The following is a 16,906-nucleotide window of genomic DNA, read 5'->3' as shown; positions in this document are numbered from 1 at the left end:
ACACAGATAAGGAACACACCCATGTCAGAACGTTTACACAATGACGTGGATCCGATTGAAACTCGTGACTGGCTACAGGCGATCGAATCGGTCATCCGTGAAGAAGGTGTTGAACGTGCACAGTATCTGATTGATCAGGTACTGGGTGCAGCCCGCAAAGGCGGCGTAAACGTGGCTGCAGGATCTTCTGCAATCAGCAACTACATCAACTCTATTGCCGTTGAAGATGAACCCGACTATCCGGGCAATACCTCTCTTGAACGTCGTATCCGTTCCGCAATTCGCTGGAACGCCATCATGTCGGTGCTGCGCGCATCGAAGAAAGATCTGGAACTCGGCGGCCACATGTCCTCCTTCCAGTCTTCTGCGACGATTTATGAAGTGTGCTTCAACCACTTCTTCCGCGCGCGCAGTGAGAAGGATGGCGGCGATCTGGTCTATTTCCAGGGCCACATCTCTCCCGGCATCTATGCCCGTGCGTTCCTTGAAGGTCGTCTGACCGAAGACCAGATGAATAACTTCCGTCAGGAAGTTGACGGTAAAGGCCTCTCTTCTTATCCGCACCCGAAATTAATGCCGGAATTCTGGCAGTTCCCGACCGTATCAATGGGTCTGGGTCCGCTGTCGGCTATCTACCAGGCGAAGTTCCTGAAGTATCTGGAACACCGTGGCCTGAAAGATACCTCTGCTCAGACCGTTTACGCCTTCCTGGGTGACGGTGAGATGGATGAGCCAGAATCTAAAGGCGCAATCACCATCGCGACCCGTGAAAAACTGGATAACCTGGTCTTCATCATCAACTGCAACCTGCAGCGTCTGGATGGCCCGGTTACCGGTAATGGCAAGATCATCAACGAGCTGGAAGGCATCTTTGCCGGCGCTGGCTGGGAAGTGATCAAGGTCATCTGGGGCGGTCGCTGGGATGAGCTGCTGCGCAAAGATACCAGCGGCAAGCTGATTCAGCTGATGAACGAAACCGTTGATGGCGACTACCAGACCTTCAAATCCCGTGATGGTGCCTATGTGCGTGAGCACTTCTTTGGTAAATATCCGGAAACCGCCGCGCTGGTTAAAGATCTGTCCGATGATGAAATCTGGGCATTGAACCGTGGCGGTCACGATCCGAAGAAAATCTACGCGGCACTGAAAAAAGCGCAGGACACCAAAGGCAAGCCAGTACTGATCCTGGCGCATACCATTAAAGGTTATGGTATGGGCGACACTGCGGAAGGCAAAAACATTGCCCACCAGGTGAAGAAGATGAACATGGATGGCGTGCGCTATATCCGTGATCGCTTCAACGTGCCAGTCGCAGATGACAAAATTGAATCACTGCCGTACGTGACCTTTGAAAAGGGCTCTGAAGAGCACACGTATCTGCACGGTCAGCGTGAGAAGTTAGGCGGCTACCTGCCAACGCGTCAGCCGAAGTTCACTGAAAAGCTGGAAATGCCAGCACTCGAAGAGTTCAGTGCGCTGCTGGATGAGCAGAACAAAGAGATCTCAACCACCATCGCCTTTGTGCGTGCCCTGAACGTGATGCTGAAGAACAAGTCGATCAAAGATCGCCTGGTTCCGATCCTCGCAGATGAAGCGCGTACCTTTGGTATGGAAGGTCTGTTCCGTCAGATTGGTATCTACAGCCCGAACGGTCAGCAGTACACCCCGCAGGACCGCGAGCAGGTTGCTTACTACAAAGAAGACGAGAAAGGCCAGATTCTGCAGGAAGGGATCAACGAGCTGGGCGCAGGTTCATCCTGGCTGGCTGCGGCGACCTCTTACAGCACCAACAACCTGCCGATGATCCCGTTCTACATCTATTACTCGATGTTCGGCTTCCAGCGTATCGGCGATCTGATGTGGCTGGCGGGCGACCAACAGGCGCGCGGCTTCCTGGTCGGCGGCACCTCAGGTCGTACTACCCTGAACGGCGAAGGTTTGCAGCATGAAGATGGTCACAGCCACATTCAGTCGCTGACTATTCCGAACTGTATCTCCTACGATCCTTCTTACGCCTATGAAGTGGCTGTCATCATGCATGACGGTCTGGTGCGTATGTATGGCGAAGCGCAGGAGAACGTTTACTACTACATCACCACGCTGAACGAAAACTACCATATGCCAGCAATGCCCGCTGGTGCAGAAGAGGGTATCCGTAAGGGTATCTACAAACTGGAAACGGTAGACGGCAGCAAAGGCAAAGTGCAGCTGCTGGGCTCAGGTTCTATCCTGCGTCATGTGCGTGAAGCTGCGCAGATCCTGGCGAAAGATTACGGTATCGGCTCTGATGTCTACAGCGTCACCTCGTTCACTGAACTGGCACGTGATGGCCAGGATTGTGAGCGCTGGAACATGCTGCATCCGACAGAAGAAGCGCGCGTACCTTACATCGCTCAGGTGATGAACGACGCACCTGCTGTCGCCTCAACCGACTACATGAAACTGTTCGCTGAGCAGGTTCGTAGCTATGTCCCGGCCAGCGATTATCGCGTACTGGGTACCGATGGCTTTGGTCGCTCTGACAGCCGTGAGAACCTGCGTCATCACTTTGAAGTTGATGCATCTTATGTGGTGGTTGCCGCGCTGGGTGAGCTGGCTAAACGCGGCGAGATCGAGAAGAAAGTGGTGGCCGACGCGATCACCCGATTCAATATCGATGCCGATAAAGTTAACCCGCGTCTGGCTTAAGAGGTAATAGAGTAATGGCTATCGAAATTAAGGTACCGGATATCGGGTCTGACGAAGTTGAAGTCACCGAGATTCTGGTGAAAGTTGGCGACAAGGTGGAAGCCGAGCAGTCGCTGATCACCGTGGAAGGCGACAAAGCCTCAATGGAAGTGCCGTCGCCGCAGGCTGGCGTAGTGAAAGAGATCAAAATCTCTACCGGTGACAAAGTTGAGACCGGCTCACTGATCATGGTGTTTGATGCTGAAGGCGCTGCGGAAGCAGCACCTGCCGCCGCCGAAGAGAAAAAAGCGGACGCGGCGCCAGCGCCAGCCGCTGCTGCGGCCACAGCCAGCAAAGAAGTGGCTGTGCCGGATATCGGCGGTGACGAAGTTGAAGTCACTGAGATTCTGGTTAAGGTTGGCGACAAAGTCGAAGCCGAGCAGTCACTGATTGTGGTGGAAGGCGATAAAGCGTCGATGGAAGTCCCGGCTCCGTTCGCGGGTGTGGTCAAAGAGATCACTATTTCCACCGGCGACAAAGTCAGCACCGGTTCAGCCATCATGGTCTTTGAAGCAGAAGGCGCAGCACCGGCCTCTGACGCGAAGCCAGAAGTGAAAGAAGAAGCGGCATCGGCACCTGCCGCGGCTGCAGGCGCAAAAGACGTTAACGTTCCGGATATCGGCGGTGATGAAGTTGAAGTTACCGAGATCCTGGTCAAAGTCGGCGACAAAGTTGAAGCTGAGCAGTCACTGATTGTGGTTGAAGGCGACAAAGCCTCTATGGAAGTTCCTGCGCCGTTTGCAGGTACCGTCAAAGAGCTGAAAGTAGCGACCGGCGATAAAGTCAGCACCGGCTCACTGATCATGGTGTTCGAAGTCGAAGGTGCTGCTCCGGCTGCCCCTGCGGCCGCGAAACAGGAAGCCGCACCGGCTCCTGCTGCCAAATCTGAAGCTAAAGCCGCGGCACCCGCTCCAGCTAAAGCGGATAGCAAAGGTGAGTTCGCAGAGAACGACGCTTACGTTCACGCTACCCCGGTGATCCGTCGCCTGGCGCGCGAGTTCGGTGTTAACCTGGCGAAAGTCAAAGGCACCGGCCGTAAAGGTCGCATTCTGAAAGAAGACGTGCAGACTTACGTGAAAGAGGCCGTGAAACGCGCTGAAGCAGCACCAGCTGCAGCCAGCGGTGGCGGTCTGCCTGGCATGCTGCCATGGCCAAAAGTTGATTTCAGTAAGTTTGGCGAAATCGAAGAAGTCGAACTGGGTCGTATCCAGAAAATTTCTGGCGCGAACCTGAGCCGTAACTGGGTGATGATCCCGCACGTTACGCATTTCGACAAAACCGATATCACCGATCTGGAAGCTTTCCGTAAGCAGCAGAATGCTGAAGCAGAGAAGCGTAAGCTGGATGTGAAGTACACCCCGGTGGTGTTCATCATGAAAGCGGTCGCGGCGGCGCTTGAGCAGATGCCACGCTTCAACAGCTCGCTGTCTGAAGATGCGCAGAAGCTGACGCTGAAAAAATATATCAACATCGGTGTGGCGGTTGATACGCCAAATGGCCTGGTGGTTCCGGTCTTCAAAGACGTGAACAAGAAAGGCATCACCGAGCTGTCTCGTGAACTGATGGCGATTTCGAAGAAAGCGCGTGACGGTAAGCTGACAGCGGGCGACATGCAGGGCGGATGTTTCACCATCTCCAGCCTGGGCGGCCTGGGCACCACGCACTTCGCGCCGATCGTGAACGCGCCGGAAGTGGCTATCCTGGGTGTCTCTAAATCGGCGATGGAGCCGGTGTGGAACGGTAAAGAGTTTACTCCGCGTCTGATGATGCCGATTTCTCTCTCCTTCGACCACCGCGTAATCGACGGTGCTGATGGTGCGCGATTCATCACCATCATCGGCAATATGTTGTCTGACATTCGTCGTTTAGTTATGTAAATGTAAAGAAGGCCGGCGGAAGCCGGCCTTCCTGTAACGATTCGTCGCGCCGCGGTTGGCAGTTTGTTAACAATTCTGTAAACTCTTGCGGTGAAAGTCCCGGTGGAACAAGGGCATTATAAGAAAGTCTGACCCGCCGGATATCAATTAAGAGGTCATGATGAGTACAGAGATTAAAACCCAGGTCGTAGTACTTGGGGCAGGTCCTGCAGGTTACTCTGCAGCCTTCCGTTGTGCGGATTTAGGTCTGGAAACCGTACTGGTAGAGCGTTACAGCACCCTGGGTGGTGTTTGTCTGAACGTCGGTTGTATCCCATCTAAAGCGCTGCTGCACGTTGCTAAAGTGATTGAAGAGGCGAAAGCCCTTGAAGAGCACGGCATTGTGTTTGGCCAGCCATCTACTGATATCAACAAGATTCGCAGCTGGAAAGAGAAGGTTATCAACCAGTTGACTGGCGGCCTGTCAGGAATGGCAAAAGGTCGTAAAGTCACCGTGGTTAACGGCCTCGGCAAATTCACCGGTGCTAACACCCTGGTGGTTGAAGGAGAAGGCGGCGCGACCACCATCAACTTCGATAATGCCATTATCGCTGCGGGTTCACGTCCAATCGAACTGCCATTCATTCCACATGAAGATCCACGCGTCTGGGACTCTACCGATGCGCTGGAACTGAAAGAAGTGCCGAAGCGCTTGCTGGTCATGGGCGGCGGCATCATCGGTCTGGAAATGGCGACGGTTTATCATGCGCTGGGTTCAGAGATCGATGTGGTTGAGATGTTCGACCAGGTTATCCCGGCTGCAGATAAAGACGTGGTGAAAGTCTTTACTAAGAAAATCAGCAAGAAATTTAACCTGATGCTGGAAACCAAAGTGACCGCCGTTGAAGCAAAAGACGATGGCATTTACGTTTCAATGGAAGGTAAAAAAGCACCAGGCGAAGCGCAGCGTTATGACGCGGTGCTGGTGGCCATCGGTCGTGTGCCGAACGGTAAAGGTCTGGATGCCGGTAAAGCGGGCGTGGAAGTGGACGATCGCGGCTTTATTCGCGTCGACAAGCAGATGCGCACTAACGTGCCACACATCTATGCTATCGGCGACATCGTCGGTCAGCCAATGCTGGCGCACAAAGGCGTGCACGAAGGCCACGTGGCGGCAGAAGTGATCTCCGGTCTGAAGCACTACTTCGATCCGAAAGTGATCCCTTCAATTGCCTATACTGAGCCAGAAGTTGCCTGGGTCGGTCTGACCGAGAAAGAAGCGAAAGAGAAAGGCATCAGCTACGAGACCTCCACCTTCCCGTGGGCAGCCTCAGGCCGTGCTATCGCTTCTGATTGTGCAGACGGTATGACCAAACTGATTTTCGACAAAGAGACGCACCGGATTATTGGTGGCGCGATTGTCGGTACTAACGGCGGCGAGCTGTTAGGCGAAATCGGTCTGGCGATTGAGATGGGTTGTGATGCGGAAGATATTGCGCTGACTATCCACGCTCACCCGACCCTGCATGAGTCAGTTGGTCTGGCAGCAGAAATCTTCGAAGGCAGCATCACCGATCTGCCTAACGCGAAAGCGAAGAAGAAATAAGTTTCTGCTACTAAAGAAAAAAGCTCCCGTTTTGGGGGCTTTTTTTTCGCCTGGATTCTGGTGCTGTACATGCCGGATTCTGTCCTGGATATTAAGTGTGCATTCAGGTTAAGTCAGGGTGTAAAATCTGGTGGAATTATCTGGCCTAGGAAAATTCAGTTTAATCAGCAGCATAGTTTTAGAGTGTTCCCCGCGCCAGCGGGGATAAACCGCCGTGGTGTTGGCGTTCTGCTGTGACATGTTGGTGTTAACCACGCCAGAGGGGTATACTCCGGCAGTTCCCCGCCGATATTATTTTCCAATGCCCGGTCTATCCTTCACAAACCACGACTAACCCTTCATCTAACCACGCATCTCCCATGCAGCCACCCGTTCAATAAACATCTGTGCCAGTGCAGCAATGGCGCTGTTGCCGGGCAGTCTCTCTTCGTTCATATGCATCACCAGCGAACTACTGCGTCGGCGGCCCTGTAACAGTGGCAGTGGACGGAGCTCACCGCTCTCTAAGAGCGCGGCGATATTCTGTTCCGGCAGCCAGCCATAACCTAACTGATGCTGGACCGCTTCAATGGCTGCCGACAGCGTCGTGAAGGACCAGTTTTCCGCCTGATCGCCATTGACCTCTGACTGCTGCTGTTGCTGACGATCCAGAATGGTAATGCAGGGCCAGCGTGCCAGCGTAGCAGCATTAAGCGGGGCGGATTCGCGGTGCAGCGGGTGGTCGCGATGGGCGACGGCGACGAAATCGACACTCATCAGGCTTTCGCCTGCTAACGGCGTGTCGCCATATTGTGCCACCAGCCAGAGATCAGCCTGATTTTCCGCCAGTCTGTCAGGCGTTTCGCTTCGGACGATTTCGCTAAACCAGATGCGGACATGCGGATAGCGTTGCTGAAAGGTCTGAAGCACATCAAACAGCAAGGGTTTGGGCAGCGTCGCATCGACCATCAGATCGATGCGCGACCGTTCGCCGCGTTGCAGTGCACTGGCCTGCGCCTCAAGCGCGCCGAATCCCTCCAGCAGCGGACGCACCTGCGCGAGCAACTGATGTCCCTCTGCACTCAGAACAGCGCGGCGGCCCTCCTGCTGTAACAGTGTCAAACCCAGTCGCTGTTGTAACAGGCTCAGCTGATAACTCAGTGAGGACTGGCTGCGATTGTTCTTCTCCGCTGCCAGCGCAAAACTCCCTTCATTCACTACTGCATCAAGCAGATACCACTGTTCGAGTGTTGTCTTGTACATGATAACTCATCTAAAAATTAAATGATTTAGTGCTAAAAATAGCGTTATTAATCGGTTTTGTAACGCGCAATAATCTTCTCAAGGAAAACAAATGAGGAATTAACTATGAGCACTTTCGATAAACATGACCTGTCTGGCATCGTCGGCAAACATCTGGTTTACACCTATGACAACGGCTGGAATTACGAGCTCTACATTAAAAATGCCAGCACCATCGACTATCGCATTCACAGCGGTATGGTCGGTAATCGCTGGGTTAAAAATCAGCATGTCTATGTCGTTCGTCTGGCGCAGGATGTCTATAAAGTTTCCTGGACTGAACCAACCGGTACCGATGTCAGCCTGGCCGTTAATCTGGCTGATAAAATTTTCCACGGCACCATCTTCTTCCCGCGCTGGGTAATGAATAATCCGGAGAAAACCGTCTGCTTCCAGAATGATCATCTGGAAGAGATGGCAAAATTCCGCGAAGCGGGTCCGGCTTATCCAACCGAAGTGATTGATGAGTTCGCGACGCTGACCGTAATCCGCGATGTGGGTGAAAATAACGAAAGCGTGATCGACTGTCCACCTGACCAGCTGCCCGCCAATTTTCCGGAAAATCTGAAAAATTAAGCATGCACAGAAGAGGTCATGACGACCTCTTCTGAATAGCAGTTTCTGTTTTGTAGCTTCTGACGTGTAACTTGCGAGGACGAAAAATGGATTTATCGACGAAGGTTTTTATCAGTAGTGACCAGCACGACGGTTTCGGTGTCAGTTCCACCCTCATCATGGGCGAGAAAGAGGCGATGTTAGTTGATGCCCAGTTTACGCTGGCGAATGCGCATCGGTTAGTCGCTGAAATTATCGAAACTGGTCTCGACCTGAAACGCATTTTTATTACGCATCTGCACCCCGATCATTTTCTGGGTCTTGAAGTGATTAAATCCGTCTTTCCGGATGCCGAAATTTTCTCTTATAAGCAGGTCGCCGAAGACGTTAATGATGCCTTCGACTTCAAAATTGATTACTGGGGTAAACAGGTATTAAAAGAGAATGGTGCCCGCACCACCTTTCCGATTACTGAACTGGAAGAGGATACAATCTGGCTGGAAGGGCAGCAGATTAAAATTCTGAGCGATCTCAGCGGCGATTGTATCCGGGTCACACCGCTCTGGATCCCCTCGACCAAAACGCTGATTGCCTCAGATGTGGTCTTCGCTGACGCACACGTCTGGATTGCCGATATGCGTACGCCGGAGCGTATGGCGAAATGGATGGAAAGTCTGGATACGCTCGAAGCGCTGGAGCCGAAAGTGCTGATTCCCGGGCACTCGCGAACCACGCCAAGCCTTAGCCCGTCGGCAATTGGCTTTACCCGCACCTATATCAAAGATTTCATTAAGACGCTGCATAAGGTCAATAACAGCGAAGAGCTGGTGCAGGAGATGGAGCGAATTTATCCCAACCTGCCAGTGAAAATCTGTCTCGACTACAGCGCCCGGATTCTGAAAGATCACTACGTCTGGCCGGGTGACTGGCCGGAATCCCTGCGGGAAATGAAAACGACGCTGTAATCCTCTTAAGCGCAAAACAGACCAGGCTGATTTCCGGCCTGGTGTTGTTATCCTCCTGAGCTCACCTCCGCTATAAACCCGATGCGCGCCGGCTTCTATTCCTGTCAGTTATCTATTTCACTGAATCACTTCGCTAAAGTCACGGCAAAGCTGACGTAAACCTGCAGCCATTTGTGCGGAATGCGGTACGCTGCAGAGAGACCCATTCAGCCGACTCAGCTGGCTGATGCGGGGAGTTAAGCGGGCAGAATGGCCGTAGTGGATTATGTTGTATTTTTGTAAACAGATTAACAAACAGACGAAATACTGCTATTCTGCCCTCCGCGAAACCGGGCACCTCAACCTGGACGAGAAAGGGAAGATTGTTCTCCATAAGTGAGCAAGGTGGTCGGAAAGCCCTACATAATGAGAGCGAGGATAACGTCGTGCTAGAAGAATACCGTAAGCACGTTGCCGAGCGTGCTGCCCAGGGAATTGTACCTAAGCCTTTAGAGGCTTCCCAAATGGCCGCGCTGGTTGAACTGCTAAAAAATCCACCTGCGGGTGAAGAAGAATTTTTGATCGATTTATTGGTCAACCGCGTCCCACCTGGCGTCGATGAAGCGGCGTATGTCAAAGCTGGTTTCCTGGCGGCTGTCGCTAAAGGCGAAGCAACCTCTCCTCTGATATCTTCTGAAAAAGCGGTTGAACTGCTTGGCACCATGCAGGGCGGTTACAATATTCATCCGCTGATTGAGGCACTGGACGATAGCAAACTGGCTCCGATTGCCGCTAAAGCCCTTTCACACACGCTGCTGATGTTCGACAACTTCTATGATGTCGAAGAGAAAGCGAAAGCGGGTAATGAATACGCGAAGCAGGTGATGCAATCCTGGGCAGATGCAGAATGGTATCTGTCACGGCCTGAACTGGCAGAGAAAATCACGGTTACCGTGTTTAAAGTCACTGGCGAAACCAACACCGACGATCTCTCTCCGGCCCAGGATGCCTGGTCACGTCCAGACATTCCTCTGCATGCCCTGGCGATGCTGAAAAATGCCCGTGAAGGCATTGAGCCTGATGACGCGGGTAATATCGGCCCTATTAAACAGATCGAAGCTCTGAAGACCAAAGGCTTCCCGCTGGCGTATGTCGGTGATGTTGTCGGAACCGGTTCTTCACGTAAATCCGCCACCAACTCGGTGCTGTGGTTTATGGGCGACGACATCCCGAACGTGCCAAATAAAAAAGGCGGCGGCGTGGTGCTGGGCAGCAAAATTGCACCCATCTTCTTTAACACCATGGAAGATGCGGGCGCACTGCCCATTGAAGTGGACGTAAACAACCTGAACATGGGCGATGTGATCGACATCTATCCATTCAAAGGCGAAGTCCGCAACCACGAAACCAATGAGCTGCTGGCCAGCTTCGAGCTTAAAACCGAAGTAGTGATTGACGAAGTGCGCGCCGGTGGCCGTATTCCGCTGATCATCGGTCGCGGCCTGACCACCAAAGCGCGCGAGTCGCTGGGTCTGCCGCACAGCACCGTATTCCGTCAGGCGAAAGATGTCGCGGAGAGCACCCGTGGTTTCTCACTGGCGCAGAAAATGGTTGGCCGCGCCTGTGGCGTTACCGGCGTTCGTCCGGGTGCCTATTGCGAACCTAAGATGACCTCGGTTGGCTCGCAGGATACTACCGGCCCGATGACCCGTGACGAGCTGAAAGATCTGGCTTGCCTGGGCTTCTCGACCGATCTGGTGATGCAGTCGTTCTGTCACACCGCCGCGTATCCGAAGCCGGTGGATGTGAGCACGCACCATACGCTGCCAGACTTCATCATGAACCGCGGTGGTGTGTCACTGCGTCCGGGTGACGGCATTATCCACAGCTGGCTGAACCGTATGCTGCTGCCGGATACCGTTGGTACCGGTGGTGACTCGCACACCCGTTTCCCTATCGGCATCTCTTTCCCGGCGGGCTCAGGCCTGGTGGCGTTTGCCGCCGCGACCGGCGTTATGCCGCTCGACATGCCGGAATCGGTTCTGGTGCGCTTCAAAGGTAAGATGGAGCCGGGAATTACCCTGCGCGATCTGGTTCACGCCATTCCGCTGTATGCCATCAAACAGGGGCTGCTGACCGTTGAGAAGAAAGGTAAGAAAAACATCTTCTCTGGTCGCATCCTGGAGATTGAAGGTCTGCCGGATCTGAAAGTCGAGCAGGCGTTTGAGCTGTCCGATGCGTCAGCAGAACGTTCCGCTGCGGGCTGTACCATCAAGCTGGATAAAGCGCCGATTATCGAATACCTCAGCTCCAACATTGTGCTGCTGAAGTGGATGATCGCAGAAGGCTACGGCGATCGTCGTACGCTGGAGCGTCGCATTGAAGGTATGGAGAAATGGCTTGCCGATCCTCAGTTGCTTGAGCCGGATGCCGATGCTGAATATGCCGCGGTGATCGAAATCGATCTGGCTGAAATCAAAGAGCCAATCCTCTGTGCGCCAAACGATCCGGACGATGCACGTCTGCTCTCTGACGTTCAGGGTGAGAAGATCGACGAAGTGTTTATCGGCTCATGCATGACCAACATTGGTCACTTCCGTGCAGCCGGTAAACTGCTGGATAGTCACAAAGGCCAGCTGCCAACCCGTCTGTGGGTGGCACCGCCAACCAAGATGGATGCGGCGCAGCTGACCGAAGAAGGCTACTACAGCGTATTCGGTAAGAGCGGGGCGCGTATTGAGATCCCAGGCTGTTCACTCTGCATGGGTAACCAGGCACGTGTTGCAGATGGTTCGACGGTGGTCTCGACTTCGACCCGTAACTTCCCGAACCGTCTGGGTAACGGCGCTAACGTCTACCTGGCGTCAGCGGAGCTGGCTGCAGTCGCGTCTCTGCTTGGCAAACTGCCAACGCCGGATGAGTATCAGCAATTCATGGCGCAGGTCGATAAAACGGCCAGCGACACGTATCGCTATCTCAACTTCGACCAGCTGACGCAGTACACCGACAAAGCTGATGGCGTGATTTTCCAGACCGCGGTCTGATTCTTCACCTTGCAGGCATGAATAAGGGGCGATGATTCGCCCCTTTTTTTCGTCTCAGCATGGGGGAGAGAGACGATCAAAAGCTGGCTTTCGGCAGACAGCCTGTAATAATGCGCGACGTGTCACACTTTGCAGCGAGAGCAGCACGGACACTTATCAGGTGAGGCGACGACGTTGAGAGGAACGGGCGATGGAATATGAATTTTTACGCGATGTGACCGGACAGATTAAGGTTCGCATGTCGATGGATCATGAAGCGGTCGGCCACTGGTTCAACGAAGAGGTCAAAAACGATCCGGGATTGCTGGATGAAGTTGAAGCCGCCATTGAAGATGTCAAAGGCAGCGTACGTCAGTGGCAACGGATCGGCAGCGAGTACACTATTCTGCTGGATGAAGAGGAAGTGATGATCCGCGCCAACCTGCTGGCTCTGGAAGATGACGGTATGGAAGAGGGGATGAACTACTACGACGAAGAGAGCCTCTCATTCTGCGGCATTGAAGATTTTCAGCTGGTGATCGCCGCGTATCGGCAGTTTATGAACCAGTACGGCAAACCCGTACGGTAAGACAGTAAGGCAATCCCTTACGGTTATAAGGCCGGGCGACATCAGCAGCCCGGCCTGTTAACTAACTCAGCGATGCACCGCCGCACATGACCAGCTGCTGGCCGGTGATCGCCGCCGCCGCAGGGGAGAGCAGGAAATCGACCAGTCCGGCCACTTCCTGCGGCTGAATATAGCGGCCAATGGGTGGCAGACGGGGCGGTGAACTGGCCCGGCCCGGCTGTTGCAGCATCGGTGTTTCGGTGGCGCCTGGCGCCACAATATTGGCAGTAATGCCGCGCGGAGCGAGTTCCGCTGCCCAGCTGCGCACCATACCGATCATCGCCGATTTGGTGGCGACATACTGACTGCGGCCTGCCGCGCCGCCTGACGTACGACTGCCCAGCAGCACAATTCTGCCGCCCGCACGCATCCGCGGTGCAAAATGATTCGCCAGCTGTTCTGCGGCGGCAACATGCAGTTGCCACAGACGTGCGCTGGCGCTCAGATCCAGCTCTCCAAGCGGTGCCGCCTGCATCATACCGGCTGCATGGATCACCGCCTGCGGCACCGGCAGCGCGTCCAGCAAAGCCTGCAGTGCCGCGCTGTCGCTGATATCGATCTGATGGCTCTGCCAGCCCGCTTCTGCCCGGCTTATCGCCGAGCGGCTCAGGCCGGTCACATGCCAGCCTTCATTTAGCAGGCGATCCACAACCGCCTGACCGATGCCGGAGCTGGCCCCGGTCACCAGCGCCATCCGTTCAATCACGCATCACCTCCCTGCACCCATGACTCCTCAACCCGTACATATTTAATCGCCTGACGATACCAGGTGTAGGCGATATGCAGTTCGCCATCCAGGCCCTGTTTAATGCTGGGATAGGAGAACTCACGGTTTAATTTCTGCTGGGAGTTATTGGTCATGCAGTAGCCATCGCCCTCATCCAGATTGCGCTGCAGCGGCCAGCTTTTACCGCCATCCGTTGAGATAGCCAGCGTCATCGGCGCACGAGGCGCACCCCAGAAAGCGGTGCGGCCGCTGTGCACCACCGGCTCAGCGGCGACGGCAACATCACTTTCCTCTTCATCATCTTCAATTTCGTCATACAGCGACAACCGGCGTTCGCTGGCACCTTCGGCGCTCATAGCATTGAACACCAGCGCCAGATGACCATTGCGCAGCGTTGTGACCTGAATTGAGGAGTTATTGTTGGGCAGCGACATCGGCTGTGGCGCGCTCCAGCTTTCGCCCTGATCAAATGAGCGGCTCTGGTAAATGTGGTCGGCCCAGCGGCTGCGGTAGAGCGCCAGCAGCGAGCCATCATCCAGCAGGGTAACGTTCATATGAACGCAGCCGGTGCTGTCAGGCACGCTGACGTCACGCCAGCTCTGGCCTTTATCTTCTGAGATTTTTACCGCGCTGACGTCATAGCTGCCGACCCACTTTTCGCCGGGCTGCGTCAGGCAGTAAAACACCGGCAGCAACCAGTTACCGTTGGGCAGCACCACAATCGGCTGACGAATAAAGGTGCCGGGCTTATCCAGCAGCGTTTTGATCTCCCCCCAGCTCTGGCCCAGATCGTGAGACTGGCGATAGCGAACAATCGCGGTGTCCTGATTGCCCGATTTCTGCGCCGTCCACAGCAGCCACAGCACCTGGTCGGGATCGAGAAACAGCACCGGATTCTGTTCTGAACGGCCCGGATCGTCAGAGAGTTTTTGGGCTTCACTCCAGCGATCGCTGCCTTTTTGCAGCCGTGAACACCAGACAGAGATATCGGCAATCCCTTCCTGCGTGCCGCCAAACCAGACGCAAAGCAGATCGCCATCGGGCAGCGGCAGCAGGTTAGCTGCGTGGTTTTGCGGGCAGGAGGAGGGCAGCATCGCAACCTGCTGCGCGCTATCCTGCGGGTGAGGCGCAAGCAGGCCGGTGCGTTCTGCGGTGACGGTTTCCTGAGTCATATTAGGCTCCACTGTTTTGTGCATTGTGTTGCGATTGAGGCTGAGACTGGCGTGACGGGATACAGCGGTCAATCACCATAATAATTGCCGGGGTGATCAGCGCCACGTACATATTGTCGATACCAAACGGGTTACCCATCAGGAACCAGACGGAGGTGACAACGCAGGCGCCAATCAGACCGGCATTGGCGCCGCGTGTGCTCTTAAACCACGGCAGGTAGAACGCCATGATCGCCACAACGGTAATGGACAGGCGAATCGCACGGGTAAAGAACGAGAGCTTCAGCACTTCCGGGAAGAACAGAACAAACAGCAGCGGGAAGAAGCCGATGCCAATCGAGATCCAGCGCGTCATTTTAAATTCGCGCTCTGGCGTAGGATTACGATAAGGCACGTAAAAGTCTTTCACCACCAGCGAGGCGATGGCCAGCGCCACGGTACCGACGCTGACGAATATCGAGGCCACCAGCGAGGTGGTGACAATGCCCGCCAGCCACGGTGACATATCCTGCAGAAATACCGGCAGCGCATAGAGGCTCTTGATATCCGGGTGAGCAAACTTCGCTGCCACGCCAATCAGCGCCATCGCCAGACCAATCGGCAGGCAGAAGAAGAAGGCGACCCAGGTAGCGCGCTTCGCTGACTTCACATCTTTGGTGGAGGAGATCGCCTGGATCACAAACTGGGTACAGAAGATCGAACCTACAGTCCCGATCAGCCAGGCCACAATCGTACTGGCACCGACGTGACCATCCCATGTCCAGTAGAACGCCGGCATTTTCTCCATCATTGGGGCGACGCCCCCGGTCATCTTCAGCGCCACATAGAGGATAATCAGGATCCCCATATACTTGATGGCGCTGTGCAGCAGCGTGACCCAGGCCACGCCTTTCATGCCGCCAAACGCAAAGTAGAAGGTGCTGACCACCGCAGTGATAAAGGCAGCCTGGGTCAGGTCGATCTTCAGCACGGTGGAGATTGCCGCCGCGCCGCTGATGTAGTTACCGACGTTCACCAGCAACAGCGCATAGATCATGATCAGCGAGATAATATTCTTGGTCGAGCTGCCATATTTCTCGGCGATAGCACCGGAGATAGTGATCTTTCCGGTGTTGTAGATGCGCTTAACCAGAATCAGGCCAAACAGCGGGAAACCAATAGCCGCACCAATCACCGACCATGAGGCGGCGAAGCCATCTTCAAACGCCGCCTGCGCGGTGCCGATGGTGGATTTTGCCCCGATATATTCAGACATCAGCATAATGCCGACGATAAAAGCAGGCATGGCGCGCGAGCCTTCCATAAAGTCGCCGCTGGTTTTACTGCGCAGCCGCCAGGTGAGCCAGGTGGTGAACAGGATATAGGCGACCACCATGCCGACGATCAGTAAGGTGCTCTCAGTTGAAAATGCTTTCATCATGACCTCGATTGTTCTGGCAGATGGCGACCATCAGGTTCGTTCTCATCTGACCGGTAGGGTGCAAAGGTGATGGACGTTATCGCAGGTAGTGGTTCACGATTTGACGGATCTGCTGCTGCTCTTCGGCGCTGAACTGCACCGCATAGCGGCTTTCACCCACCTCAAAGCCCTGCAGGCTGACCGCTTTTTTCACGGCGGCCGGTGAGAAACCGATGCTGTAAAGCGCGGTGCGCAGGCCGGTGACGTTCTCCTGTGCCTGATGCGAACCGGTAATATCGCCCGCATGGAAGCGCGCCCAGATGGCGTTAATCGCCTCTGGCGCCACGTTTGCCAGCCCGGAAATTGAGGCGGAGCAGCCATCCACGAAACCCTGGTGGATCAGCGAGTCCGGGCCGTTCAGCACATCAAAGTCCTGACAGTCGGCGGTGGCCTGCAGAAAGCCGCTCAGACTTTCATAGCTGCCTGCTGAATCTTTAATGCCGATGATGTTCGGGTGCGCGGCCAGCGTACGAACGGTCTCTGGCTGCAAGGTATTGCCAGTACGCGCCGGGATGTTGTAGAGGAACAGCGGCACCGTAAGCGCGTCAGCCACGCGCTGATAGTGGTCGATCAGCTCCTGCTGTTTAAGCGGAACAAACCACGGCGTGATCGCGGAGACGGCATCTACGCCAAGATTGGCAATCTGTTTGCCTAGCCGGATAGTTTCACGGGTCGAAATCTCTCCGATGTGCGCCACCACCGGCATCCGGCCGTTAACTTCATCGACGCAGGTGGTGGTAACCGCGATCTTCTCCTGCTCGTTCAGCACAAAGAATTCGCCGTTGGTACCGCCGCAGAAGATGCCGTTACCGGCATTGATCTGGCGTCTGACCTGTTCGCGCTGCCTCTCCGGATCAAAGGCACCTTCCCGGTCAAAAGTGGTGACGATGGCGGTCAGTACGCCGTTTATTTTCTTATTCATGACAAT

At 54.7% G+C, this 16,906-nt stretch carries 12 protein-coding genes; 7 read left to right on the top strand and 5 right to left on the bottom strand.

From position 1 onward, the window contains the following. The first annotated feature begins 21 nt into the window (after nt 1-21). The 3 genes from aceE to lpdA all read left to right on the top strand — a co-directional run bounded on the left by aceE (nt 22) and on the right by lpdA (nt 6,189). Nucleotides 22-2,688: a pyruvate dehydrogenase (acetyl-transferring), homodimeric type gene (gene aceE, locus ACR8BN_RS15755; RefSeq protein ID WP_010253944.1), complete on the top strand. Its 2,667-nt coding sequence runs from the start codon at nt 22-24 to the stop codon at nt 2,686-2,688. A gap of 14 nt (nt 2,689-2,702) precedes the next feature. Continuing rightward, on the top strand, nt 2,703-4,604 hold the full coding sequence (gene aceF / locus ACR8BN_RS15750) for a pyruvate dehydrogenase complex dihydrolipoyllysine-residue acetyltransferase (protein ID WP_039386527.1): 1,902 nt from the start codon (nt 2,703-2,705) through the stop codon (nt 4,602-4,604). 160 nt (nt 4,605-4,764) lie between these two features. Then, nucleotides 4,765-6,189: a dihydrolipoyl dehydrogenase gene (gene lpdA / locus ACR8BN_RS15745; RefSeq protein WP_010253950.1), complete on the top strand. Its 1,425-nt coding sequence runs from the start codon at nt 4,765-4,767 to the stop codon at nt 6,187-6,189. Between the two features lie 342 nt (nt 6,190-6,531). Here the strand turns inward: lpdA and ACR8BN_RS15740 are convergent, their stop codons facing one another. Then, complete coding sequence (locus ACR8BN_RS15740; RefSeq protein ID WP_083070548.1) at nt 6,532-7,431, bottom strand: LysR family transcriptional regulator; 900 nt, start codon at nt 7,429-7,431, stop codon at nt 6,532-6,534. A gap of 105 nt (nt 7,432-7,536) precedes the next feature. Here ACR8BN_RS15740 and ACR8BN_RS15735 point away from each other — a divergent pair, with 105 nt between their 5' ends. From ACR8BN_RS15735 to yacL, 4 genes are all read left to right on the top strand, one after another. Continuing rightward, the gene (locus tag ACR8BN_RS15735) at nt 7,537-8,046 is read left to right on the top strand and encodes a phenolic acid decarboxylase (RefSeq protein ID WP_010253965.1); all 510 of its coding nucleotides are present in this window, start codon (nt 7,537-7,539) and stop codon (nt 8,044-8,046) included. An 86-nt stretch (nt 8,047-8,132) separates the two neighbouring features. Next, nucleotides 8,133-8,990, top strand: a complete 858-nt coding sequence (locus ACR8BN_RS15730; RefSeq protein WP_064703404.1) for an MBL fold metallo-hydrolase — start codon at nt 8,133-8,135, stop codon at nt 8,988-8,990. A gap of 425 nt (nt 8,991-9,415) precedes the next feature. Beyond that, nucleotides 9,416-12,013, top strand: coding sequence for a bifunctional aconitate hydratase 2/2-methylisocitrate dehydratase (acnB, locus tag ACR8BN_RS15725; protein ID WP_031593569.1), 2,598 nt, complete (start codon nt 9,416-9,418; stop codon nt 12,011-12,013). Nucleotides 12,014-12,203: 190 nt separating this feature from the next. Next, complete coding sequence (yacL, locus tag ACR8BN_RS15720; protein ID WP_010253973.1) at nt 12,204-12,581, top strand: protein YacL; 378 nt, start codon at nt 12,204-12,206, stop codon at nt 12,579-12,581. 61 nt (nt 12,582-12,642) lie between these two features. On the opposite strand, the gene ACR8BN_RS15715 is transcribed toward yacL, so the two are convergent. From ACR8BN_RS15715 to ACR8BN_RS15700, 4 genes are all read right to left on the bottom strand, one after another. Beyond that, the gene (locus ACR8BN_RS15715) at nt 12,643-13,314 is read right to left on the bottom strand and encodes an SDR family NAD(P)-dependent oxidoreductase (protein ID WP_031593571.1); all 672 of its coding nucleotides are present in this window, start codon (nt 13,312-13,314) and stop codon (nt 12,643-12,645) included. 8 nt (nt 13,315-13,322) lie between these two features. Then, nucleotides 13,323-14,519 (bottom strand): sialidase family protein, encoded by a 1,197-nt coding sequence (locus tag ACR8BN_RS15710; protein WP_031593573.1) that lies wholly within the window; start codon nt 14,517-14,519, stop codon nt 13,323-13,325. Between the two features lies 1 nt (nt 14,520). Beyond that, nucleotides 14,521-15,936, bottom strand: a complete 1,416-nt coding sequence (locus ACR8BN_RS15705) for a sodium:solute symporter family protein (RefSeq protein WP_031292876.1) — start codon at nt 15,934-15,936, stop codon at nt 14,521-14,523. Nucleotides 15,937-16,015: 79 nt separating this feature from the next. Further along, nucleotides 16,016-16,900, bottom strand: a complete 885-nt coding sequence (locus ACR8BN_RS15700; RefSeq protein ID WP_064703405.1) for a dihydrodipicolinate synthase family protein — start codon at nt 16,898-16,900, stop codon at nt 16,016-16,018. Between the last annotated feature and the right edge of the window lie 6 nt (nt 16,901-16,906).

It is taken from the genome of Pantoea sp. Lu_F5_004 (assembly GCF_051136245.1).
GTDB lineage: Bacteria > Pseudomonadota > Gammaproteobacteria > Enterobacterales > Enterobacteriaceae > Pantoea > Pantoea agglomerans.
This window is presented reverse-complemented; position numbering and strand designations above follow the sequence as displayed.

What these genes read in the sequence shown, in the direction of transcription:
- ACR8BN_RS15740 (WP_083070548.1), bottom strand. Translation starts at nt 7,431, where the DNA reads ATGTACAAGACAACACTCGAACAGTGGTATCTGCTTGATGCAGTAGTG.
- yacL (WP_010253973.1), top strand. Translation starts at nt 12,204, where the DNA reads ATGGAATATGAATTTTTACGCGATGTGACCGGACAGATTAAGGTTCGC.
- lpdA (WP_010253950.1), top strand. Translation starts at nt 4,765, where the DNA reads ATGAGTACAGAGATTAAAACCCAGGTCGTAGTACTTGGGGCAGGTCCT.
- ACR8BN_RS15735 (WP_010253965.1), top strand. Translation starts at nt 7,537, where the DNA reads ATGAGCACTTTCGATAAACATGACCTGTCTGGCATCGTCGGCAAACAT.
- ACR8BN_RS15730 (WP_064703404.1), top strand. Translation starts at nt 8,133, where the DNA reads ATGGATTTATCGACGAAGGTTTTTATCAGTAGTGACCAGCACGACGGT.
- ACR8BN_RS15700 (WP_064703405.1), bottom strand. Translation starts at nt 16,900, where the DNA reads ATGAATAAGAAAATAAACGGCGTACTGACCGCCATCGTCACCACTTTT.
- ACR8BN_RS15705 (WP_031292876.1), bottom strand. Translation starts at nt 15,936, where the DNA reads ATGAAAGCATTTTCAACTGAGAGCACCTTACTGATCGTCGGCATGGTG.
- aceE (WP_010253944.1), top strand. Translation starts at nt 22, where the DNA reads ATGTCAGAACGTTTACACAATGACGTGGATCCGATTGAAACTCGTGAC.
- ACR8BN_RS15715 (WP_031593571.1), bottom strand. Translation starts at nt 13,314, where the DNA reads ATGGCGCTGGTGACCGGGGCCAGCTCCGGCATCGGTCAGGCGGTTGTG.
- ACR8BN_RS15710 (WP_031593573.1), bottom strand. Translation starts at nt 14,519, where the DNA reads ATGACTCAGGAAACCGTCACCGCAGAACGCACCGGCCTGCTTGCGCCT.
- aceF (WP_039386527.1), top strand. Translation starts at nt 2,703, where the DNA reads ATGGCTATCGAAATTAAGGTACCGGATATCGGGTCTGACGAAGTTGAA.